This window comes from Cytobacillus kochii, assembly GCF_044790165.1.
Classification (GTDB): Bacteria; Bacillota; Bacilli; order Bacillales; family Cytobacillaceae; genus Cytobacillus; species Cytobacillus kochii.
Genome location: NZ_CP085254.1, coordinates 2482333 through 2505011, shown reverse-complemented (window position 1 = coordinate 2505011; position 22679 = coordinate 2482333). Strand labels below are relative to the sequence as shown.

The following is a 22679-nucleotide window of genomic DNA, read 5'->3' as shown; positions in this document are numbered from 1 at the left end:
TTCTAATATATTGCATAAAAAGTACAGACTTCATTTTGAGGTAGGTGTTCAGGTGAATCTGAAAGAAGTTATTACAGGGAGTTATGAAAAACTATCGAAAACACAGCAGAAATTAGCAAGTTATTTACTAGACCATTATCAAGATATAGCCGTATTGTCTGCAAGTGAATTAGGTAAAAAAGCAGGTGTGAGCGAAACCACTGTGATCCGTTTTTGTTATCGAATAGGATTATCAGGATATACGCAATTACAAAAAGAAGTGCGTGAGCAATTATTTCATGATAAAAGCAGCTTGGATTCTTATATTCAAATGAAGCAACCATTTGTTGGCGAACCACATTTTCTTGAAAAAGTGATGAACATGGATGCAGAGCGAATCACCCAAGCCATTCAGACAATAGATGAAGCAAAATTTGATTTGACTATTGAGCAATTAAAATCAGCCCAAAAGGTTTATATTATTGGTGCAAGAACATCATTTGCTGCTGCAAGCTGGTTAGCATTTACATTAGGGCTTATGAAGGATGATGTCCATCTTATTCGAACAGAGTCCGATGATTTATTGAAGATTCTCCATTCGATGGATGAAACTTCAGTAGTGGTTTCAATCAGCTTTCATCGTTATGTGAAAAGCACTACTGATTTTACCAAGCAAGCAAAAAGTCGAAATGCCAAAGTCGTTGGCATTACTGACACGCCACTATCTCCATTAAAAAACAATGTCGACATTCTCATTCCACTATTTTCAGGGAGGAAACCTACACTTGATTCTACACCAGTGCTTTTTTCATTCTTGAATGCGTTGATTGCGGCAATGATGACAGAGAATAAAGAGTCATTTAAAGAAGAAAAGGATTACTACGATAAAGTATTCCATGATTATTTTGAATCTAGTTAACAGATTAAAGAGGTGAAAGAATTGCAGGAACTTGAAGCACTAAAGCCAAAATTAACAAACATATTTAATCATCTCCATCAAAACCCGGAAATCAGTTGGCAAGAAACAAAAACGACAACATTTATTGCTGAAGTCTTAAAAAAAGAAGGGATCCTGTTTCAAACCTTGCCTAAAACGACAGGACTTATTGCCGAAATAGGTAGCGGTGAAAAAGCCATTGGCGTTAGAACTGATATAGATGCATTGTGGCAGGAAGTTGATGGAGTAATGCAGGCCAATCATTCGTGTGGGCATGATGCACATATGACCATGGCGATTGGTACATTACTTGTGCTGCATCGTTTGAATGCTCAGAAAAAAGGTAGGGTTAAATTTCTATTCCAACCAGCAGAAGAAAAAGGTACCGGGGCATTAAAGTTTATTGAAGAGGGATTAATAGACGATTTGAATTATTTATACGGTGTCCATGTAAGGCCGATACAGGAGTTGAGAGATGGTCAATGTTCACCAGCAATTATGCACGGAGCTGGACGGTTCGTTACTGGAGAAATCATTGGTGAAGATGCCCATGGAGCGAGACCTCACCTCGGGCAAAGCGCGATTGAAATAGGTGCAGCGATTGTTCAAGAATTGAATCGTGTCAAATTAGATCCAATGGTCCCACATTCAGTTAAAATGACGAAGTTCCAAGCCGGGGGTGACTCAAGTAATATTATCCCAGGTAAAGCACATTTCAGTTTAGATTTAAGAGCGCAAACAAATGAAGTGATGCAACAATTAGCAACTAAAGTAGAAGCAATTTTTGCTCACATTTCTTCTCTTCACGAGGTAGAAATTCATTATAAAACAACGGCTGATATTGCTGCAGCACAAGTAGATACTGATGCAGTGCAAATAATGGGTCAGGCAATTGTTGAAACAATCGGTAAAGAAAAAATGGTTCCACCAATTATCACATCTGGAGGAGAAGATTTTCATTTTTATACTTTGAAAAGACCTGAATTGAAGGCAACGATGCTCGGACTTGGTTGTGGATTAACTCCTGGGTTACATCATCCTAAAATGAATTTTAACCATGAAGCGATATTTACGGGTATTGAAATTCTTGTCAAAACAGTCTTAAATACGTTAGAAAAAGAAGGTGCGTAACCTATGCTCGCTGGCTTAGCGATAAAAAAATTGACCACGATAGAAGAAATGGAATCAATCCAAAAGTTAGAGCGAGACGTATGGGGAATGGATCCCATTCCTATCCACCAAACAGCAACAGCAATAAAAAATGGTGGCCTCATGCTAGGCGCATTTGATGAAAATGAATTGATTGGATTTAGCTATGGATTTCCTGGTTATGCAAATGGAGAAGCGTTTCTTTGTTCTCATATGCTCGGTATCCATCAAAGCTATCGTGATAAAGGAATTGGTGCTCTACTAAAAGTTGCACAGAGGGAAGCTGCTGAGGAAATGGGGTACAATCTGATTCGTTGGACATTTGATCCTTTACAAAGCAGGAATGCTTACTTGAATTTATCAAAACTAAATGGTATTTGTAATGATTATCTTGTGAATTGTTATGGTGAAATGGTAGATGGAATTAATAAAGGCTTACCAAGCGATCGTTTCAACATAGAATGGCGAATCAGCAGTTCACATGTCAAACAACAACTTAACTATGATGTGACACCGATCTATCCATTTGAAGTTTTCAATCGAAACGATTTTCCTGCGATAAGCGATATGGAACAAACTTTACAAACCATTGATTATAATGAAATGAGTATTGCTGTTCCCATTCCAGCGGAGTTTATGGAAATTAAAAAACATAATCCTTCACTAGCAAAGGAATGGCGAGAGGTGACAAGAAGGATATTTCAGCAATTATTTCAGCATGGGTACACCGCGTATGATGTCCAAAAAAATAATCATGTAAGTTATATCATCACTATCAAAAGACAAAAATTACAATTAGATGTGAGGAGAAGAGATCAATGAAATTAAAGGAAGTAAAGTTACGCCATCTAAAAATGACAATGAAAGCACCTTTTGCCACTAGCTTTGGATCTTTTCAAGATAAAGAGTTTATCTTATTAGAAGCAACTGATGAATTAGGTAATACTGGTTGGGGAGAATCTGTTGCTTTTGAGGTGCCTTGGTATAATGAAGAAACCTTTAAAACGAATTGGCATATGCTTGAGGATTTTCTCATTCCAGCATTATTAAATAAAGAAATGACTCATCCAGCTGAAGTAAATGAAATCTTTTCTTCTATAAGAAAAAACAATATGGCCAAGTCTACAATAGAAGGCGCTGTTTGGGATCTATATGCAAAAAGAAATCAAATCACTTTGGCTAAGGCACTTGGTGGAGAAAAGAAGAAGATTGAAGTAGGTATCAGTATCGGCATACAGAAATCTGTAGAAGATTTACTGCAATTAATTGAGGGCTATGTAAATGAAGGCTATAAAAGAATGAAAGTAAAAATTAAGCCGGGCTGGGACATAGATGTGATGAGACAAGTAAGAGAGAAGTTTCCTGACATTCTCCTAATGGCTGATGCAAACTCTGCTTATCGTTTATCAGACATTCAGCATCTTAAACAATTAGATGAGTTCAATTTAATGATGATTGAGCAACCTTTAGCTTCGGATGATATTGTTGATCATGCTAAACTTCAAGCTGAAATGAAAACGCCGATTTGTCTAGATGAAAGCATCCATTCGTTAGAGGATACGCGAAAAGCTGTGGAGTTGGGTAGTTGCAAAATCATTAATATCAAAATTGGACGAGTAGGCGGCTTAACAGAAGCAAAGAAAATCCATGACTATTGTCAAGAACAAGGTATTGCTGTTTGGTGTGGAGGAATGTTAGAGTCAGGCGTTGGAAGAGCTCATAATGTTGCTTTAACTACTTTAGCCAATTTTATTATGCCTGGTGACACTGCAGGTTCCTCAAGATATTGGGAAAAGGATATTATAACACCTGAGGTTGTTGTTGAAGATGGATATATTACCGTACCTGAAAACGCCGGAATAGGTTACGCCCCGGATTTAGCGGTCATTGAAAAATATACAATAATGGAAAAAACGTATCAATAATGTCTAATAAGAAAGCCAGCTGTGTGTATATAGGCAGCTGCTTTCATTATTAATGAAATATCAGAAAATTCAAATATAAGGATGAGGTTTTATGAGAAAAATCATACAAATAGCAGGTGCTTATATTGGTACAATCATTGGAGCTGGTTTTGCATCTGGACAAGAGGTATTGCAATTCTTCACTAATTTTGGCTGGTTAGGTTTTATTGGTACAATAGTCGCTACGTTTTTATTCATTATTCTCGGTATGAATATTACGCAAATAGGTAGTAGGCTACAAACAGAATCACACAAAGATGTTGTTCACTATATTTGTGGAAAATATATAGGGAGAGTAGTGGATTTTATTATTACTTTCTTTTTATTCGGTGTGGCAACCATTATGTTTGCAGGTGCAGGTTCAACATTAGAACAACAATTTGGTATTGCGAGTCAAATAGGAAGTTTAATCATGGTGCTGTTAACCGTGTTGACTTGTTTTGTAAACGTGAATCGAGTCATGACTATAATCGGTAGTATCACTCCTTTTCTTCTCATGCTTGTTATGATTATTTCAGCGTATGCTCTATTTACAGCTGATGCAAACTTCTCACAATTGAGTCACGTAGCTCAAGAAGGTAGTCCAGCAGCACCACATTGGTTACTAGGTGCAGTACTTTATGTTTCCTATAACATTACATGTGGAGTGGCAATGCTAGCTGTTATGGGTGGCACTACTAAAAACGCGAAACAAGCAGGTTGGGGCGGAGTTCTTGGTGGTTTGGGTCTTGGTCTTATGCTAATACTCATTAATGTCGGAATGTTCACAAGAATAGGGGATGTGGCAACACTCGATATTCCGATGCTCTTTCTAGCAAATGAAATCTCTCCAATCGTTGGTGTGTTGATGACAATTATTCTTTTAGGAATGATTTATAACACTGCCGTTGGAATGATTTATAGCTTTACTTCAAGGATAGTGAAAAGAGAAAGCAAACATTTTAAATGGGCAGTTCTTGCCATTAGTTTAACATCTTTTGTTTCTAGTTTCTTTGGATTTACTAACTTAGTTGGTATCCTGTATCCGATTACTGGCTATTTAGGTTTAGTTCTTATTGCTGCTGTAATCATCGCGTGGGTTCGAAATAGAAAAACGTCCTACACGCAAGTAGAAAAAAAATCAGCTTTATAAAAACGAATGCAATTTTCTTCGAAGTTATGGGAAATTTAACTTTGAGGAGTGATGAGATGAAACGATTATTGTTCATAAGTTTGCTAGTTCATATCATGTTATTTCCATTGATGAGTAAAGACAGTTTCGCACAAGTTGATGAAGGGGGGAAGCCATCTTTATCAATTGTGATTGATGATTTAGGTAACCATATGAATGGAACAGAAGATATTCTTAATTTACAGGCAAAGTTAACTGTTGCGATTATGCCGTTTATGCCTTCAACAACTGCAGATGCCAATGCAGCCATTGAAAAAGGTCATGAAGTAATCGTTCATATGCCGATGGAGCCCAAAGTAGGGAAAAAAAGTTGGTTAGGTCCAGGAGCGATTACTGCTGATCTGAGTGATGAAGAAATTCGCAAAAGGGTAGAGGAGGCAATTGAGAATGTACCACATGCTGTTGGGATGAATCATCATATGGGGTCGAAAATCACTGAAGATAAAAGAATTATGCAAATTGTGCTAGAGGTTTGTGCTGAAAGGGGCTTATATTATCTTGATAGTAAAACCACTGGCAAGAGTGTCATACCAGAAATAGCAGAAGAGCTACACTTACCTTATCTAGAGAACAATCTTTTTTTTGATGACACATATTCCGTCAGTCATATTGAAAAACAAACTCAGAGACTGGAGAATAGACTTAAAACTGAAAACCGCCTAATTGCGATAGGCCATGTTGGTGTTTCGGGACCAATGATGGTTACCGTATTAAATCGCCATATTGAGCATTTGAAAGAAAATGCTCATATCATTCCTTTATCTGAACAGATTGAAGGAAGTGAATGGCTTCGTTAATAGAATGGTTCCGAGAAGTTAAGAACTAACTTATGAGAAGATATATTAGAAGTGATAATGGCTTCATCTTAAATTATCACTTCTAATATATAAGGAAATAAGGACTTTATTCTCTTGTTATTTCCTAGGCAAGCGCAAGAAGTGACATATTCCTTCTTCATTGAGGGAAATGCGACATCGTTAGACAGAATCTGATGTAGAAAAATACAAATGAATGGCTGTTCCTTCGTCCTCATTACTTTCTATTTCATATTTCCCATTCATTTTTTTTATAATATCAAAGGCAATCATTAAACCAAGGCCAGTTCCTCTCGTTTTTGTTGAAAAATACGGTTGTCCGATTCGTGATAACTCGTCTTTTGACATTCCTTTCCCATTATCTCGAACCGTAATTTTTACTTTGTTTTTTAAGGAAAAAACCTCAATCTCTACCGTGCCATTTTCATTAATGGCTTCAATAGCATTTTTAATAAAATTAATTAGCAGTTGTTTTAACTCATTAGCATTTCCATCTATATAAATGGGGTAGTGGGTTATTTTACACTGCAATTGAATATTCGACAGATGGGCATATGATTTCATAAATTCAGTTACTTCTTGAATGATCGGAATAAGGTCAAATGTTATGACGGTGTTATTAGCAGGTTTTGATAAAGTGAGAAAATCATTAATCATTTGATTGGTTCGTTCTAGTTCTTTTAAAGAGACTTCGATGTACTGTATTTGTGTCTTAGTAAGATTTTGCTCAGCGTGCATTAATTGCATAAATCCTTTTACAGTGGTCATTGGGTTTCTTATTTCATGAGCGATGGATGCAGCTAATTGACTAATCGCATTGAGTTTATCTGCCGCTTGAATCGTCTCTCTCATTAATAAATGAGATTGGTGCATTTCAATCATATAAATGATCAATATTAATGTTAAAGCGTAAACGAAGACAAGAAATAATGCTTGAATAAAAAATTGTGTTTCCTGATTCTTAAAAAATATAATCATTCTAGTACTGGCGATAGGAATATAAAATAATAATCCTATCAATATTTTCTTTCTTAAAGAACTTTTTTGGTAAAATTTTGTTAGTAAATGAAATATGAAAGCGAGGACGAGATAATTGACTATGAGAAATACATCGCTAGTATCGCTTTCAAACAAACGGTAAATAAGAGCGAAAAATAATAAGCATAATCCGGTATATTTATGAACATAGAAAAAACAAATAAATATGGGTATGTACATTAAATCAAAAACAGTATGGTTAGAAAGATGCACTGGAAAAAGAATAGTTAAGATTAATGAAAGTAAAATAGCAACAAAAAAAATGCCAACTTTCTTTTTATGATGATATTTAGAAGGGACAATTATTTTTGTCATTGGTATAATCATTAAAATCAAAAAATGCAGTATAATATTTGTGATGAATTCATACAAAAGCATCATTCCTAACATGGTTATATATTCATATATATACATTATACATTTAGTTGGAGATTCCTGCTTCATTTTGTCGAATAATAGAATCGTATAGGAGAGGGAAGAGGTGAAAAATGAACACTTTCAACAGGCGGTTGAAAGTGTTCATTTATATGTGTTGGCATTTTCATTTGTTTCGTACTAATTGTTCAATTTCATCTCCATCTAATGTTTCATAAGACATGAGGGCGTGAACAATGTTTGCATGCGCCTTACTATGTTCGAGTAGTAAGGACTCTGCTCGTTTTAATGCTTGAAAATAAAGTGATTGTAATAATTCGTCTTTACGCTTTGATTCAAAAGAAAGGGTGAATCCATCTTCTAAGAGACCGTTTTCAACCATCTGTTCTAATAATTGCTTTGCTTGTTGGACATCTCCGCTTACACCGATACTATGCTCACCTAATAGTTGTCTTTCTGCTACTCCTCCACCTAAAATCATTGCCACTTGATCAAGCAATTCGCTAAAAGTAGATAAATGGAGTTCTTTTTGAATAGGTGCAACATAACCCAATGCTTGGCCACGAGGAATAATGGTCGCTTTTCTAACTGAACCCGGTTTTGTCACAGCTGCAATAAGAGCATGGCCCGCTTCATGGATGGCTACTCTTCGCTTAATATTTGCATCTTGTAAAGGTAGGCTGCTATTTCCTAGTATGGTTCGGTCCAATGCAAAATTGAGATCATCTTTTGTTATTTCTTTATGATTATTGAGTATTGCTTTTCTACTTGCTGTTTCAAACAGAGAATGGAGATCAGCTCCAGAAAAACCGGATGTTGATTCAGCTAAAACTGTAAGTGAAGCTGAGACATCACTGGCAAGTTGTCGATTTTTTGCATGAATATCAATGATTTCTTTTCTTCCTTTCAAATCAGGTAACTGAATATGAAAGCTGAAGTCAATTCTGCCTGGTCGAAGAAATGCATCATCTAGCATATCTTTTCTGTTCGTTGCTGCAATAAATAAAATACCATCATTGGATAGCCCGCCATCTAATTGAACGAGTAATTCCGTTAATGTTTTTTCACTTTCTTCCCCGCCATGAGGCTTTCTTTTGCCTGCTAAAGCATCTACCTCGTCTATAAAAATAACAGCAGGTTGATTCTTGCGGGCATTTTGAAAGAGTGAACGCACTCTTGCAGCACCAATACCAACAAACATTTCATTAAAGGCAGAACCACTTGAAGAGTAAAATTGCGCATTTAATTCCTTAGCTATTGCTTGTGCAAGCAATGTTTTACCAGTCCCAGGAGGGCCATAAAGAAGAATCCCTTTAGGAGGTTTAATCCCTAATTCTACTGCTTTAGCTGGCGACTTCAAGGATGATATGGTTTGTAATAATTCATCCTTCATTTCGGGTTGCAAGCCTCCAACATCATTTAATGTTGTCGAGGGGAGCGGTTTCGCTTTAGATACAGATTGTTTTAATTGATTGGTTGCACCCATTTTTCCTGATTTAAACAAATAAATAACTGTTGCAATGAATAATGATAAGAAAGCAATAATAATCCATATACTATATGAGTTAGTCGCAGAATATTTATATTCTATTGGATAAGTAGCGACAAGGTTTTCAACTTTATCACTATTAGGTGTGATATGAGAAATAAATTTTTTCTCGTCTATTACCACTTCTATTTTTCCGTTTTTATATTCCTTCATTTCAATGTCAGCTTGGGAATAATTTTGTATATTGGCTTCTAATTGAGAGAAGGGGATTGTATGAGTGGTTGGTTTATTCATCAAATAATAGGTGATAAAAATAGCTAACATACATAACAGTGATATAAGAATGAGAGTTGCACGTTTTATTTTATGTGACAAATTTATAACCCCCAAAAAAATTAATATCAAACATGTTTTGGTAATGTAAATATATGTCCATTATAAAGGGAGAGAAAAGCTATTTTTAGTATAAAACGTTGTTAACATAGGAATATAATGCATAATTTGTGAAGAAAATAAGTAGTAAAACCGTTATTTTTGTCAAAAATAAGGCTAAAAGTAAAATCAAACTATAATTATTTGCATAATATAATAAAAAATAACTAATTAATCGAAAAGTCAACCCAAAAACAGAGATATTTTTGTCAAATTTGCGAAAAAATATTGACATAAATGTGAACAGGGTGGATAATGGATGAAAAGGAGGATGATGGAAATGAATACATCAAAAGCTATGTTAAATGCAGTTAAGTATTATGGAGGTACATTATTGATTGCCGGAATCATCATCTTTTCGATCGGATTCTTTGGAAACGTTTCCAGTACGTTAACTGGTATTGGTATTGGTACGGTAATGGGAGCCATTTTTGTCTTTTTAATGGGCGTCTTTTTTGTAGCTACAGAGGAAGTATTAGAAAAGACAGGTAGAAGAAAATCTAAACTAGATACATTAGCAAAAGTAACAGCAACATCTATTAAAACAAAGTAGGAGCGCCCGAAAGAGGACGCTCCTTTTTTATTTATTGAATTTGGTAAGTCCAAACCATTGTTAGTAGGGAACCAAGAATGGTGAAGATTGCAATTAATACACCATAGTAAATTGTAATATAGATGGCGTTTTTATCTTCTGATTCACCAGCATGCATGAATAGTACTAATTGTAGCCCTGCTTGAATAAAAGCAGTTACAAGTAAGATTGTCATTCCAACTGCAAATGACATATCAAAGAAGTAAACCATTAGGGCAACAGCTGTCAGCACGAGTGAAAAGATAAATCCCATCACTTGTTTCATCGGGAATAATTCTTTCATCATTACATCATTCCTTTCAGATAGACGAAGCTGAAGATGAAGATCCAAACAACGTCTAGGAAGTGCCAGTAAAGAGAGAAGATAAATGACTTATTCGTTGTTCTTGGTGTTAAGCCATATTTCTTTACTTGAATTAGGATACATGTTCCCCAGAATAACCCGAAAGTTACGTGCGCGCCGTGTGTTCCTAAAGTTGTTAATAGGATTGCACTAAATGCACTTGTTTGTAGTCCTGCGCCAACATGAACATAATGAACGAATTCATAAATCTCAACACCGAGGAAGATAGCCCCAAGTACGATTGTTGCAATAAAGAATCCCATCATTGCTTTTTGGCGGCCAAGTCTCATCGCGTGAACCATGAGGCCAATTGTAAAACTACTTGTTAGTAGAACGAGCGTTTCAATTAATACAGGTGTGATTTCAAAAATTTCAGCACCCGATGGGCCATCACCTGTACCACCTGACAAAATAAAGTAAGATGCAAATAATGTAGCAAATAACATAACTTCCGCACCGAGGAAAATCCAGAAGCCAAGAATCTTTAAGCGATTTTCATCAGTACTGTACTCAAGAGGGAGAGAGTGATCAATCTTCATTATCTTTTACCTCCCAATTCTTTTTCTGTTTCTTCTATTTCTTCAATAGAAATATATCTTCCATGATCATTTTCAAATGATTGATAAGCCATACAAGCGAAAATACCTAGTGTACAAATAATTAACGGAATCCACATTGCAAAGACGAACGAGAATCCCCACATGAAGAAGATAATTCCCATAATGAATGGAATACCACTGTTGTTCGGCATGTGAATCTTTTCAATTTTATCTGGGAATAACGGTGTGCCTTTTTTCTTTGAATCCCAGAATGTTTCATAGGAATCGATCTTAGGCATAGTTGCAAAATTATACTCAGGAACTGGTGTATGTGTAGCCCACTCAAGTGTACGTGCATCCCAAGGATCTGATCCAATGTCTCGTGATGCATAACGGAAACTATAGTAAATGTTATAAACAATTAACGCAAATCCTGCTGCTAACATAAGGGCGCCAACCATAGAAATCATATTCCAAATACCAAATCCACTTGCTTCAGAATAAGTGTACATACGTCTTGCTTGACCATCTAAACCAGAGATGAACATTGGCATAAAGGCAACTAATGTACCAATAGCAATAATCCAAGCGCCGATTTTACCAAGACGATCATTTAACATGAAGCCGAACATTTTTGGCCAGTAGTAGTAAAGGGCAGCTAGCATTGCGAACACAACCCCAGGAATGATTACCATATGGAAGTGAGCAACTAAGAACATTGTATTATGGTATTGATAGTCAGCTGCTGACATACCTAGCATAACCCCTGTTACACCACCAAGTGTGAAAAGTGGGATAAACAACATTGAGTAAAGCATTGGCGTTGTCATAGTGATTTTACCTTTATACAGTGTTAACAACCAGTTGAATATTTTTACACCGGTAGGTACTGCTATTGCCATCGTTGTAATAGAGAAAATACTGTTAACGAAAGCGCCTTGACCCATTGTAAAGAAGTGGTGAACCCATACAACGAATGATAATAGTGAAATAATTACCATTGAAGCAACCATTGATTTATAACCATATAGGTTACGTCTAGCGAAAGTAGAGATTACTTCACTGTAAATACCGAATGCAGGCAAGATCAAGATATATACTTCAGGGTGTCCCCAAACCCAGAAAAGGTTGGCCCATAACATATCCATACCGCCATTTGTTGATGCGAAGAAATGTGTACCGAATAAACGATCTAATGTACCCATTGCAAGCGCAACTGTTAATACAGGGAAAGCAAATACGATAATAACGTTCGTAATTAATGCTGACCAAGTAAACATTGGCATTTTCATTAATGTCATGCCTGGAGCACGCATTTTCAAGATTGTCGTCATAAAGTTGATACCTGTTGCTAATGTACCAAGACCGGCAATCTGTATAGCAATCATATAATAGTTCGTACCGACAGAGGTACTAAATTCATTATCTGCTAACGGGAAATAAGATGTCCAACCCGCATCTGGTGAACCTCCGATAACGAATGAGATATTGAATAACATCGCACCGGCAAAGAATAACCAGAAGCTAAGTGCATTAAGACGTGGGAACGCAACATCGCGAGCCCCAATTTGCAGTGGAACAACAAAGTTCATAAAACCGATAATAAATGGCATAGCCATGAAGAGAATCATAACAACACCATGTGTAGTGAATATCTCGTTATAATGCTGTGCATCAAGCAATTTGTTCTCAGGTGCTGATAATTGCGCACGCATCATAATTGCGTCAGCGCCTCCACGGAATAGCATGAGGATCGCTGCAATAATATACATAATACCTAATCGTTTATGGTCAACAGTTGTTAACCATTCACGCCATAAATAACCCCATTTTTTAAAATATGTTATCCCAACTACAATGGCAATAGAAACAATTGCAATTGCTACCATTGAAGCATAAATAGCTGGACTTGGATGTGGTATGGCAAAACGTTCAAAGAACTCCATCCTGTATACTCCTTTCAGAAGATGTCAATAGACACTTCATCTAATTAATGGCTACTGTGGTCAGAGTGACCTTCGTGCTCATCATGATTTTCATGATTTTCTTCTGAATCTTCATCATTTGATTGATGATGTTCATGCCCTTCAGGTGCTGGGCTAAAGTCTAAATGAGTGCCAGTAAAAGTCATCTTACCTAAGTGACCTGGCTCTAGTAACTCTTCAAATTTATCTTCAGTAATTGGATCAGCTGTTTGATGAACTTCATCTACCCATTCCTCAAATTCAACTGGAGACATTGCTGTTACATCAAATGTATTTTCAGCAAAACCTTTTCCGCTGAAGTTCGCATTTCTACCCATGAATTCACCAGGATGATCAGCAGCTAAATGTAATGTTGTTACCATATCGGCCATTGCATATTTCTGTCCGCCAAGTTGTGGAATCCAGAAGCTAGTAATTGGACCGAATGAGTAAAGTTTAAATTCAAGTGCCCGATCAGTAGGTATATATAAGTAATTTACTGTTTCAATATCTTCTTCAGGATAGCTGAAGTGCCATTTCCAGTTAGATGATGATGCATATACAACTAATGGCTCCTTATCCTCATACCCTGGCGGTGTTGCTTCAACTTTATAGTTACTTTGGACAGAAACAAATGATAGATAAGCAACAATTAGTACAGGTATTCCGACACAAACTGCCTCCACCCATTTATTTCCCTCGATGTGAGGTGGTTCATAATCTTTTCCTTGTTTAGATGAACGAAATTTAATGAGCATATATGCAAGCATTGCAAAAACTACAATAACAATGCCAGACATTAACCATATGGACATCATAATATCGTTAGCCTGGACTTCGGCCTGTGGACCTTTAGGATTTAGAACAGTAAGTGGTTCACACCCAGCAAGTACAGCGGCAATGGCAACTATAGCCAATAAAAGAGCCCTTTTCAATTTCATTGATGTACCCCTTTCTATCTTTCTAAAAATCTATTGTTTTATTTGAACGTGAATATCACGCCTGTAACCCTATGTTAGTATCATAAATGGTTAAAAACAATTGAATGTGATAGGTGTCACAAAATGTTCATGAACAAATGATGAATTTGGTCACAAAATGTTCATGAAACTGAAAGTAAAAAGAAAAAATAATATTATTTAAATACTATATTTTAAGAAAAAACTGAAAAATTAATATTGTATCATTCAATAAATATTAAAGGTTGCTTCTGTATTTATTATATTAATATAAATGATGTTGCGTATTTGATTGACAGTACCCTCAGAAAAAGTGTGAAGTCTTCGAATGGTTTTGAAACGGATGGAGAAAAGAGGGGGGTTATCTTGTTAAAGAAATTTGATATTGATCAATTTTTAGACGGTGTATATAACCCGACTGATGATATTCATCATTTAATAGACATAATTGAAATAGATGATTTACTTGAGAGAACAAAATAGCCCTTTATGTCTTCCACTTTTTGTTTTAGATGTTGTACGATTACTTTTTTTTAAAATCATAACTAAAACTAATCAAATGAACTAGTAAAGGACATATTCTTATATTTTTTTAAAGGCTATGTTGATATTTATGGTATAAGGGTTAATGGAACAATAGATAAAGAAAAGCGGGCAAGTTTTAACCATTAACTTGCTCGCTTTTCTTTGTCCATTGATATTTACTTTTGCACAAGCAAGTTTTGCCTTGAATTTTTTCTTTCATTATATAACCCATTACCCAAAAAAACTTTCATAAAGAATAAACATTTAAAAGATAGTAAAACTATAAATATTTCCATCAAAAAATGAAAGTGAAGAGGTGAGGAGAAAATGGAGAAAAGAGTGTTTCTCTCGATTGTCATAGTGTTGTTTAGCTATATATTAATTTCAAGCCCTCAAACAAACTATGCCGTTTATGATGCTCCTTCTTATGCAAAATGGGGTAAAGAAGCGATGATGATTGCAAAGGAAAAATATCCATCAGCAGATATTGTTGATTATCAGCATCTTGGAAAAGAAGTAAAGGAAAAGACAGAAATAGAAAAGTTTAAACTTTGGATGCGTCAACAGGAGATAGAATATGGGCTCTATGTGTTTATTGAATATGATAAAGATTCGGAGAAAATCGTCCATATTATAACGAAAAAAACTGACCGTTAACGAATTGTATTTTCTTCTATTAATTGTGCGAGTGGAACAACTTGATTCTTATCTACGTTGTTTCTTTCGCACACCCTCGCCATTTTAGTTAGTTCATAGAGATCGACAATCACGATTTTTACGCCATCGAAAGTTACTTCATATTCGATTTGACTTTTTAGTAGTTCCCTCGCTCTAGATAAATCCATAAGTTCACATCCTCTCTCGTAGTATTTTATTCAGTTTGAATATTTAGTGCACAATTCTACCAATAATAAGGCTTTTGATATATACTTAAATAGGCAAACGGTTTAGAAGTTGAATGATTTTCAACTTGTAGACGTTAGTTCATCTTTCCAATTTATTACACTAATAGGCGTGATATAGGAATTAAATTAATTCACTTTTTTAATATAAGTATTTTTTCTAAAAATATTAGCTGTATTTTCGTGATTTTCTCTTTTTTCCCTTTGTATATGCGCCTTTAACGTGGTAAAATGGCTTAGGAAACATTTCGTCCTCTGGAAATTAACATTATTCGGAATTTTTATATACGAAATAATATTGTTACTATCCTAGAATGGATATGGGGCGGAAATAAATTATCCAAATATATTTAAAAAAGAGTTGTGGAGGTAATTTTCCATGAAGAAGCCTTCAGAGGGTAGCGGACCTTTAGAACAAAGTTTTTACGGTCCTAACCTTGGCTATGTAATCGAGCTTTATGAGATGTATTTAGAAAATCCAGAAGCAGTCGACCAAGAAATGAGAGAGTATTTTGAGGTTAATGGTTCACCATTGCAACAAACAGGGGTAGCTCCTGTAAGTATAGGAGCAGAAAGCACTGGCGTAAGTCCAGAACAAATTGAAAAAACTTTATCAGCTATTCGTCTTGCCGATTTTATTCGTTCAAACGGACATAAAGCTGCTGATATTTATCCCCTAGTTAATAGGGAAGAAAAGAATGTTGCTATTTTTGATTTATGTAATTATGGATTAACAGAAGCAGATTTACGTGCAATACCAGCTCATCTTATATGTACAGATGCGAATATTCCGTTAAGAGATGGATTAGAAGCATTTGAATACTTAAAAAATGCTTATATGGATACGTTAGCATTTGAGTTCACTCATGTTGACAATTTAGAAGAAAAGGATTGGCTTCGTCGCAAGGTAGAAACAAATAGCCTTAAACTTAACTTGCAAAAACCTGAAAAGGCGAAAGTGTACAAAAGATTAACGGAAGTAGAAGAGTTTGAGAAATTCTTACACCGTACTTTCGTCGGTCAAAAACGCTTCTCTATTGAAGGTTTAGATACGATGGTACCAATGTTAGATGAAATTGTATCAGGTTCAGTGGCGAATGGCACAAAAACAATAAATATTGGAATGGCACACCGCGGACGTTTAAATGTGCTTGCTCATGTACTTGGTAAGCCTTATGAGATGATATTCGCGGAGTTTCAGCATGCGCCAAACAAAGATCTTGTCCCATCTGAAGGCTCTATTGGCATCAGCTATGGATGGACAGGCGATGTAAAATACCATCTTGGATTAGACAAACAAATTAAGGCTGAAAATACAACAGTTGCAAACTTAACACTTGCGAACAACCCAAGCCATTTAGAGTTCGTTGGTCCTGTTGTTGAAGGATATACAAGAGCGGCTCAAGATAAACGTACTTCTGGTGGTTTCCCAGAAGTTAATTACGACGAAGCACTTTCCATCATCATTCACGGAGACGCTGCTTTTCCAGGGCAAGGTGTTGTCGCTGAAACATTAAATCTAGGTCAATTAAATGGCTATAATACTGGTGGTTCTATCCATATTATTGCTAATAACACGATTGGCTTTACAACAGAATCTTATGATTCTAGATCGACTAGATATGCAAGTGATTTAGCCAAAGGCTATGAGGTTCCAATCGTGCATGTAAATGCAGATGATCCCGAAGCAGTCATCAATGCCGCTAAATTAGCTATTGAATATAGAGATAAATTCCATAAAGATTTCTTAATTGACTTAATTGGGTATCGCCGCTTTGGTCACAATGAAATGGACGAGCCGATGACCACAAACCCAGCGATGTATAATATTATCCATAAAAGACCAACGATTAAAGAGCTTTACGGCGAGAAATTAAAAAAAGATCAGTTCTTAACAGAAGAAGAGGTTACTGCTATTCATTCAGAAGTAGCAGAAAAACTTCAGCAAGCTTACGATAAAGTGCCAGATAAACAAGAAGATGCAACTGAATTAAATCCACCTGAGACAGTGGAAAATGGTATACCAAGCATTCAAACTGCTGTGCCATTAGAGTCTTTACAGCAATTGAATGAAGAGCTTCTAAATTGGCCGGAAGAATATAAAGTCTTTAGAAAGCTAAGTAAAATATTACAACGTCGTAAAAATGGACTAGAAGAGGTTGGGAAAATTGATTGGGGTCACGCTGAAACATTAGCATTCGCTTCAATTATTTCAGATGGTACGCCTGTAAGACTTACAGGTCAAGATTCAGAGCGTGGAACATTTGCCCATAGAAATATCATGTTACATGATGAAGTGACAGGTAAATCGTTCTCACCTTTACATCAAATCTCAACTGCTAAAGCTTCATTTGCTGTTCATAATAGCCCGTTGTCAGAAATGGCTGTTCTAGGTTTTGAATATGGTTATAATGTGTCAGCTCCAGAAACTTTAGTTCTTTGGGAAGCACAGTTTGGTGACTTTGCGAACTCTGCACAAGTTATGTTTGATCAATTCATTTCTGCTGGTCGCGCAAAATGGGGGCAAAAATCTGGTCTAGTAATGCTTCTTCCACATGGATATGAAGGACAAGGTCCAGAACATTCAAGTGCAAGATTAGAAAGATTCCTGCAGCTGGCAGCTGAAAATAACTGGACAGTAGCTAACCTTTCTTCAGCAGCACAGTACTTCCATATTTTAAGAAGACAAGCAGCGATTTTGAATCAGGAAGAAGTAAGACCATTGGTCATAATGTCACCTAAGAGTCTTTTACGAAATCCTACAGTTGCTGCAACTGCTAAAGATTTATCAGAAGGACAGTTTAACTCGATTCTTGAGCAATCTGACCTTGGTGAGAAAAAAGATCAAGTGAAGAGAATTGTTTTCACATCAGGAAAAATGGCTATTGATTTAGAAGATAAATTAAAAGATATTGAAGATAAAGAGTGGTTCCATATTGTACGTGTAGAAGAGATTTATCCGTTCCCATTTGCTGACATTACGGAAGTAGTAAAACGTTATCCAAATCTTGAAGAAATGATCTGGGTGCAAGAGGAACCGAAGAATATGGGCGCATGGAATTTTGTTGAACCAAGGTTAAAACATATTGCCCCTGACGGAGTAGAGGTAAATTATATCGGTAGACGCCGCCGCTCAAGCACAGCAGAAGGCGATCCAGTCGTGCATAAAAAAGAGCAGCAGAGAATTATTGAAGAATCTTTAACACGTAAGTAATAAGGAGGAAATTATTGTGGCAGATATTAAAGTTCCTGAATTAGCAGAATCAATTACAGAAGGTACGGTCGCTCAGTGGCTAAAACAACCTGGTGATACAGTCAATAAAGGTGATTATGTTGTTGAGCTTGAAACAGACAAAGTAAATGTAGAAATCATTTCTGAATATAGTGGTGTACTTGCAGAATTAAAAGCAGAAGAAGGCGACACTGTGAATGTAGGGGATACCATCGCAGTTGTAAGTGAAGGTGGAGAAGCTCCTGCTCCTAAAGCAGAAGAGAAGAAAGAGGAAGCACCTCAAGAGGTTAAAGAAGAAGCGAAACCAGCTGATTCCAAACCAGCGGAAGATAATAAACAACGCACAATTGCTTCACCGGCAGCTAGAAAAATGGCGCGTGAAAAAGGAATCGATTTAAGTGAAGTTCCAACTACAGATCCTATGGGAAGAGTACGTTCACAAGATGTTGCGAACTACGATCCAAATCAAGCGACTCAAGCAGCGCAGCCACAAGCTGCATCTAAACCAGCTCCTAAGCCAGCCGCAACTGATGCAAATAGTGAAAAACCAGTAGAACGCATCCGTATGAGCCGTCGTCGTCAAACAATTGCGAAAAGACTTGTAGAAGTTCAACAAACATCTGCTATGTTAACAACATTCAATGAAATTGATATGACAAATGTTATGAACTTACGTAAAAAACGTAAAGATAAATTCCAAGAAGAAAATGATGTAAAACTTGGATTTATGTCTTTCTTCACAAAAGCGGTTGTCGCAGCACTTAAACGTAGCCCGTTATTAAACGCTGAAATTGACGGCGACCAACTAGTTCTTAAAAAATTCTATGACATCGGTATCGCTGTTTCAACAGATGAAGGTTTAGTAGTTCCAGTTGTTAGAGATGCTGACCGTAAAAACTTTGCAGAAATTGAAAAGGATATTATGGGCCTTGGTAAAAAAGCAAGAGATAATAAATTAGCTATTTCTGACTTACAAGGTGGAACATTCACCATTACTAATGGTGGTGTGTTTGGTTCATTATTATCAACACCAATCCTTAATGGACCACAAGTAGGTATCCTAGGGATGCATTCTATCCAAACTCGTCCAGTAGCCATTGATGCTGAAAGAATGGAAAACCGCCCAATGATGTATGTTGCTCTCTCTTATGACCACCGTATTGTTGATGGTAAAGAAGCAGTAACATTCCTTAAACGTGTGAAAGAATTAATTGAAGACCCTGAGTCTTTATTATTTGAAGCTTAATTTAAAATAAACTAATACTCAAAAGGGTTTAAAGCGAGGAAGTGAAGCGATTTATTGTTCACTTCCTCGCTTTTTGTTATCAGTCACCCTCATGATTGAACCCTTCATTTGAACCCGAGAGTATTGTAAAAGGGGCATATTCCTCTAAAAGAGAAGAAATCAAAGCTTGAACCTGTCACAAAAGGAAGAGCCATAGCCCTTTAGCAGTAAAACAAATATGGTGTCAACGAGCATAAGATCATCACTCATGAACATGTCTTTTAGGAAAGAAGTCAAAAATAAAGCAAATTACTAACTTTTTTTACACATGAACTACGCTAGGTCTGAGGAGAAAACGAGTGAGTTTCATCAAACATGAACAGGTTCAGAAAAAGTACGAGTGGTAACAAATAATATTCACATTTTCCTATATCATTCATCTACATGCTACTCATCCCATTTATTGTTGCATTAAAAAAAGATCATGTATTCCTCACTATTAATCATCATTTCAAGCACTTTAGGAAATAGTAAGGGATATGCACTTGATAAAAAGATTTTTAGAAATATAAAAATGTTGCATGGAGGAAACTTTATTGATAAAATGCATATTATGATAGAAAAGCAGGAGTGATTACCATGAGAGGAAGGAAAAATAGGATATTGAAATATTCCGTACTGTTCAAAAAGCTAGGTGTTATTTCTGATATGGACTATAAACAGATACTACAAAATAATGAGATTCAAACAACAAAGGAAATAAAGCAACGATAATTAAAATGTGATGGATATCTTCCGCGTTACCGAAAGGATTAAAATAAAAAGGCGAGCAAATATTTGCTCGCCTTATGCTTTACTCTTTAAATGGTTTTAATCCCCGTTTTTGAATTTCATCTTTAAGTATCCGAATCCATTCCTTTTCAGAACCTGACTTTAATGCATCACGATACGAGACGACCAACTGTTCATTACTCATTATCTTCATTTGATACATACCTCCTAGGTAAAGGATTGAATATTCTTTTATTTATTGTAAACGTTATCCCCTGTTTTGAAAAGGAGAAATGTATAAAAATTTTAATTGTTAAGGAAATGTAAAATGTTTATAAAGGACACACAATTCATTTAAGAAGTAAAAGTTGAGTGAAAAACATTCATAGATAAGTAGAAAAGTTATGGTAAACTAATCTTAGCTAAGGTAAAGTTGGATGAATTTTCTTTTGATGAAAGGGGTATCCTTCAATGCAACTTGATCATATCGTTCATTTTATTAAACGAAATCCGCAAGAGATTATCGATTACTTATCTGTTATGAATATAAAAGCGGTCCAGGGTGGTAGGCATGAAAAATGGGGAACATATAATAGTTTATTGTACTTAAACTCATCTTATATAGAATTTTTAGCAATAGAAAATAAAGCAACTGCTATGCAATCAGATAACCCTTTAGTACAACAAGCTGTACAGGATTTAGCTACTTTTGAGGGGTTAGGTCAAGTATGTTTTCGCACAGAAAATATTGAGGTGTTAAAGCAAGAATTAAATGAAAAGGGATATAAAACCTATCCGATCTTTCCTGGTGAACGGATGAGGGCAGATGGGCAAATGATTAAATGGAAGATGCTATTTTTGCAAGCAAAACGAGAAGTGCCTTTTCCTTTTTTTATTCAATGGGAACAAGATGACCATACGAGATATGAAGAATTCAAATCATTAGGTATGATAGATCAACAACTTATCCATACAAAAATAAAGGACATTAAGTATATTGTAGACTCACCTGAAGAAACAGCTGCAGAATGGCGTGAGTTGTTTCAAGGAAAACAACACGGTACAAACGTTATGATTGCAAACGTAGCCTTTGAGTTTGCAGCATATAACAAAAAATACGCGAATAAGAACCGTCCCGTTCATATCACATTACAACCTTTTTTGAAGAACGAGGAAACAATACAACTCTTTGGCTCTTCTTATCATTCGTTATAGAAAGAGGGGTGTCACATGCACATATATGAAACGAAACGAATGTCATTCTTTGTATTTAAAAAAGAGTATATTAAGCAAATGAATGAAATTTGGGGCAATCAGGAAGTAATGGCCAGAAGTGGAGGAGCAGTTGCTTCCGTCAAGATTCCTAAAATCGTCAAATGGTATGAAGACTGTCATAAAGAATACGGCCTATCGGTATATAGTTTAAAAGATAAGAAAAGCAATGAAGTTATTGGAGCGGCTGGATTTAATATTGATGCATCAGTGAAACGAATTGAATTAATTGCCCATTTCAGAAAATCGTATTGGCATAAAGGCTATGCGACAGAAGCTATTACAGGTTGTATCAAATTAGCTAAAAGACATAAAAAAGTAAAATATATTCAAGCCTCATGTGACCCAAAAAACGAAGCATCCATAAGAATCGTGGAAAAATTAGGGTTTACGTTATTAGGAAAAGAGTGGTTTGAAGACACTCGCCAAGAAGAACTTGTATATGAGTTGAGATTATTTTAATAACGATAAACTGGAGGAAAATGATATGGAAACTACCACGTTTAATAAAGTAAAAGAATACGAGGCAGTCATCCTCAGTTCATGGACATATCCATCTCCTTACGATTTTTATAATCACGCTCAAACAGAAGACAGTAAACAAGAATGGCTAACGGGAAACTACTTTTGTATATATAAACAGGAAGAAATGATTGGTTTCTTTTGTTACGGTGAATCAGCAAGAGTACCGGTGATAAGCAGTCATCTATATATAGATGATTGCATTGATATTGGCATAGGGATGAGACCGGATTTAACAGGAAAGGGATTGGGAAGCAGTTTTTTAACCAAGATTCTTATGGAAATAGAAAGGCTTTTTCCAAACACCCCAATAAGGTTAACAGTGGCTTCATTTAATCAACGAGCCATCCATCTTTATGAAAAACTCGGTTTTATTATTCAACACCATTTTCAAAGAAAAAGTACAAACTTTTATATAATGGTAAGAAAAAAATAAAGGAAATAATACGAGGAGGTTCGAATATATAAATATTCGAGCTTTTTT

Annotated in this window: 22 protein-coding genes; 14 read left to right on the top strand and 8 right to left on the bottom strand. The window is 35.8% G+C overall.

What is annotated here, in order from left to right; translation table 11 throughout:
* Nucleotides 1-52 precede the first annotated feature (52 nt).
* The 6 genes from LG276_RS12935 to LG276_RS12910 all read left to right on the top strand — a co-directional run bounded on the left by LG276_RS12935 (nt 53) and on the right by LG276_RS12910 (nt 5997).
* Nucleotides 53-898, top strand: coding sequence for a MurR/RpiR family transcriptional regulator (locus LG276_RS12935; protein WP_251161706.1), 846 nt, complete (start codon nt 53-55; stop codon nt 896-898).
* Between the two features lie 12 nt (nt 899-910).
* On the top strand, nt 911-2047 hold the full coding sequence (locus LG276_RS12930) for a M20 peptidase aminoacylase family protein (RefSeq protein WP_251161705.1): 1137 nt from the start codon (nt 911-913) through the stop codon (nt 2045-2047).
* Between the two features lie 3 nt (nt 2048-2050).
* Nucleotides 2051-2887: a GNAT family N-acetyltransferase gene (locus LG276_RS12925; protein WP_251161704.1), complete on the top strand. Its 837-nt coding sequence runs from the start codon at nt 2051-2053 to the stop codon at nt 2885-2887.
* The gene (menC, locus tag LG276_RS12920; protein ID WP_281202874.1) at nt 2884-3990 is read left to right on the top strand and encodes an o-succinylbenzoate synthase; all 1107 of its coding nucleotides are present in this window, start codon (nt 2884-2886) and stop codon (nt 3988-3990) included. The genes LG276_RS12925 and menC overlap by 4 nt, the downstream gene beginning before the upstream one ends.
* A gap of 91 nt (nt 3991-4081) precedes the next feature.
* A complete protein-coding gene (locus tag LG276_RS12915) occupies nt 4082-5161 on the top strand; it encodes a hypothetical protein (RefSeq protein WP_224936627.1) in 1080 nt (359 codons plus the stop codon).
* A gap of 56 nt (nt 5162-5217) precedes the next feature.
* Nucleotides 5218-5997 carry a divergent polysaccharide deacetylase family protein gene (locus tag LG276_RS12910; protein ID WP_373370907.1) on the top strand — a complete coding sequence of 260 codons (780 nt, stop codon included), beginning with the start codon at nt 5218-5220 and terminating at the stop codon, nt 5995-5997.
* A 180-nt stretch (nt 5998-6177) separates the two neighbouring features.
* Here LG276_RS12910 and LG276_RS12905 read toward each other — a convergent pair whose 3' ends face one another.
* Nucleotides 6178-7035 (bottom strand): ATP-binding protein, encoded by an 858-nt coding sequence (locus tag LG276_RS12905; protein WP_224936626.1) that lies wholly within the window; start codon nt 7033-7035, stop codon nt 6178-6180.
* Nucleotides 7036-7594: 559 nt separating this feature from the next.
* Nucleotides 7595-9241 (bottom strand): AAA family ATPase, encoded by a 1647-nt coding sequence (locus LG276_RS12900; RefSeq protein WP_251162014.1) that lies wholly within the window; start codon nt 9239-9241, stop codon nt 7595-7597.
* 388 nt (nt 9242-9629) lie between these two features.
* Between LG276_RS12900 and LG276_RS12895 the strand changes: the two genes are divergently transcribed.
* Nucleotides 9630-9902, top strand: coding sequence for a hypothetical protein (locus LG276_RS12895; RefSeq protein ID WP_224936625.1), 273 nt, complete (start codon nt 9630-9632; stop codon nt 9900-9902).
* 31 nt (nt 9903-9933) lie between these two features.
* Here LG276_RS12895 and qoxD read toward each other — a convergent pair whose 3' ends face one another.
* The 4 genes from qoxD to qoxA are packed head-to-tail and all read right to left on the bottom strand — an operon-like array spanning nt 9934 to nt 13728.
* Nucleotides 9934-10224, bottom strand: coding sequence for a cytochrome aa3 quinol oxidase subunit IV (gene qoxD / locus LG276_RS12890; protein ID WP_095373680.1), 291 nt, complete (start codon nt 10222-10224; stop codon nt 9934-9936).
* A gap of 2 nt (nt 10225-10226) precedes the next feature.
* Nucleotides 10227-10823, bottom strand: a complete 597-nt coding sequence (qoxC, locus tag LG276_RS12885; RefSeq protein ID WP_095373124.1) for a cytochrome aa3 quinol oxidase subunit III — start codon at nt 10821-10823, stop codon at nt 10227-10229.
* Nucleotides 10823-12769, bottom strand: a complete 1947-nt coding sequence (gene qoxB, locus LG276_RS12880; RefSeq protein ID WP_251161702.1) for a cytochrome aa3 quinol oxidase subunit I — start codon at nt 12767-12769, stop codon at nt 10823-10825. The genes qoxC and qoxB overlap by 1 nt, the downstream gene beginning before the upstream one ends.
* Nucleotides 12770-12813: 44 nt before the next feature.
* Nucleotides 12814-13728 carry a cytochrome aa3 quinol oxidase subunit II gene (gene qoxA / locus LG276_RS12875; protein ID WP_224936623.1) on the bottom strand — a complete coding sequence of 305 codons (915 nt, stop codon included), beginning with the start codon at nt 13726-13728 and terminating at the stop codon, nt 12814-12816.
* An 870-nt stretch (nt 13729-14598) separates the two neighbouring features.
* Between qoxA and LG276_RS12870 the strand changes: the two genes are divergently transcribed.
* Nucleotides 14599-14928, top strand: coding sequence for a DUF3889 domain-containing protein (locus tag LG276_RS12870; RefSeq protein WP_251161700.1), 330 nt, complete (start codon nt 14599-14601; stop codon nt 14926-14928).
* On the opposite strand, the gene LG276_RS12865 is transcribed toward LG276_RS12870, so the two are convergent.
* Complete coding sequence (locus LG276_RS12865) at nt 14925-15116, bottom strand: small, acid-soluble spore protein, H family (RefSeq protein ID WP_251161699.1); 192 nt, start codon at nt 15114-15116, stop codon at nt 14925-14927. The two genes, LG276_RS12870 and LG276_RS12865, sit on opposite strands and share 4 nt — an antisense overlap.
* Nucleotides 15117-15552: 436 nt before the next feature.
* Between LG276_RS12865 and LG276_RS12860 the strand changes: the two genes are divergently transcribed.
* The 3 genes from LG276_RS12860 (at nt 15553) to LG276_RS12850 (ending at nt 20404) form a co-directional block, all read left to right on the top strand.
* Nucleotides 15553-18387 (top strand): 2-oxoglutarate dehydrogenase E1 component, encoded by a 2835-nt coding sequence (locus LG276_RS12860; RefSeq protein ID WP_251161698.1) that lies wholly within the window; start codon nt 15553-15555, stop codon nt 18385-18387.
* Between the two features lie 16 nt (nt 18388-18403).
* Nucleotides 18404-19651, top strand: a complete 1248-nt coding sequence (gene odhB, locus LG276_RS12855) for a 2-oxoglutarate dehydrogenase complex dihydrolipoyllysine-residue succinyltransferase (protein WP_095373129.1) — start codon at nt 18404-18406, stop codon at nt 19649-19651.
* 618 nt (nt 19652-20269) lie between these two features.
* A complete protein-coding gene (locus LG276_RS12850; RefSeq protein ID WP_263624168.1) occupies nt 20270-20404 on the top strand; it encodes a hypothetical protein in 135 nt (44 codons plus the stop codon).
* Between the two features lie 79 nt (nt 20405-20483).
* Here LG276_RS12850 and sda read toward each other — a convergent pair whose 3' ends face one another.
* Nucleotides 20484-20615: a sporulation histidine kinase inhibitor Sda gene (sda, locus tag LG276_RS12845; RefSeq protein WP_095373130.1), complete on the bottom strand. Its 132-nt coding sequence runs from the start codon at nt 20613-20615 to the stop codon at nt 20484-20486.
* Nucleotides 20616-20872: 257 nt separating this feature from the next.
* Here sda and LG276_RS12840 point away from each other — a divergent pair, with 257 nt between their 5' ends.
* From LG276_RS12840 to LG276_RS12830, 3 genes are read left to right on the top strand one after another with little or no spacing between them, the layout of a single operon-like run.
* Complete coding sequence (locus LG276_RS12840) at nt 20873-21616, top strand: VOC family protein (protein ID WP_251161697.1); 744 nt, start codon at nt 20873-20875, stop codon at nt 21614-21616.
* 15 nt (nt 21617-21631) lie between these two features.
* The gene (locus LG276_RS12835) at nt 21632-22135 is read left to right on the top strand and encodes a GNAT family N-acetyltransferase (RefSeq protein ID WP_251161696.1); all 504 of its coding nucleotides are present in this window, start codon (nt 21632-21634) and stop codon (nt 22133-22135) included.
* A 25-nt stretch (nt 22136-22160) separates the two neighbouring features.
* Nucleotides 22161-22631 carry a GNAT family N-acetyltransferase gene (locus LG276_RS12830; protein WP_251161695.1) on the top strand — a complete coding sequence of 157 codons (471 nt, stop codon included), beginning with the start codon at nt 22161-22163 and terminating at the stop codon, nt 22629-22631.
* The last annotated feature ends 48 nt before the right edge of the window (nt 22632-22679 follow it).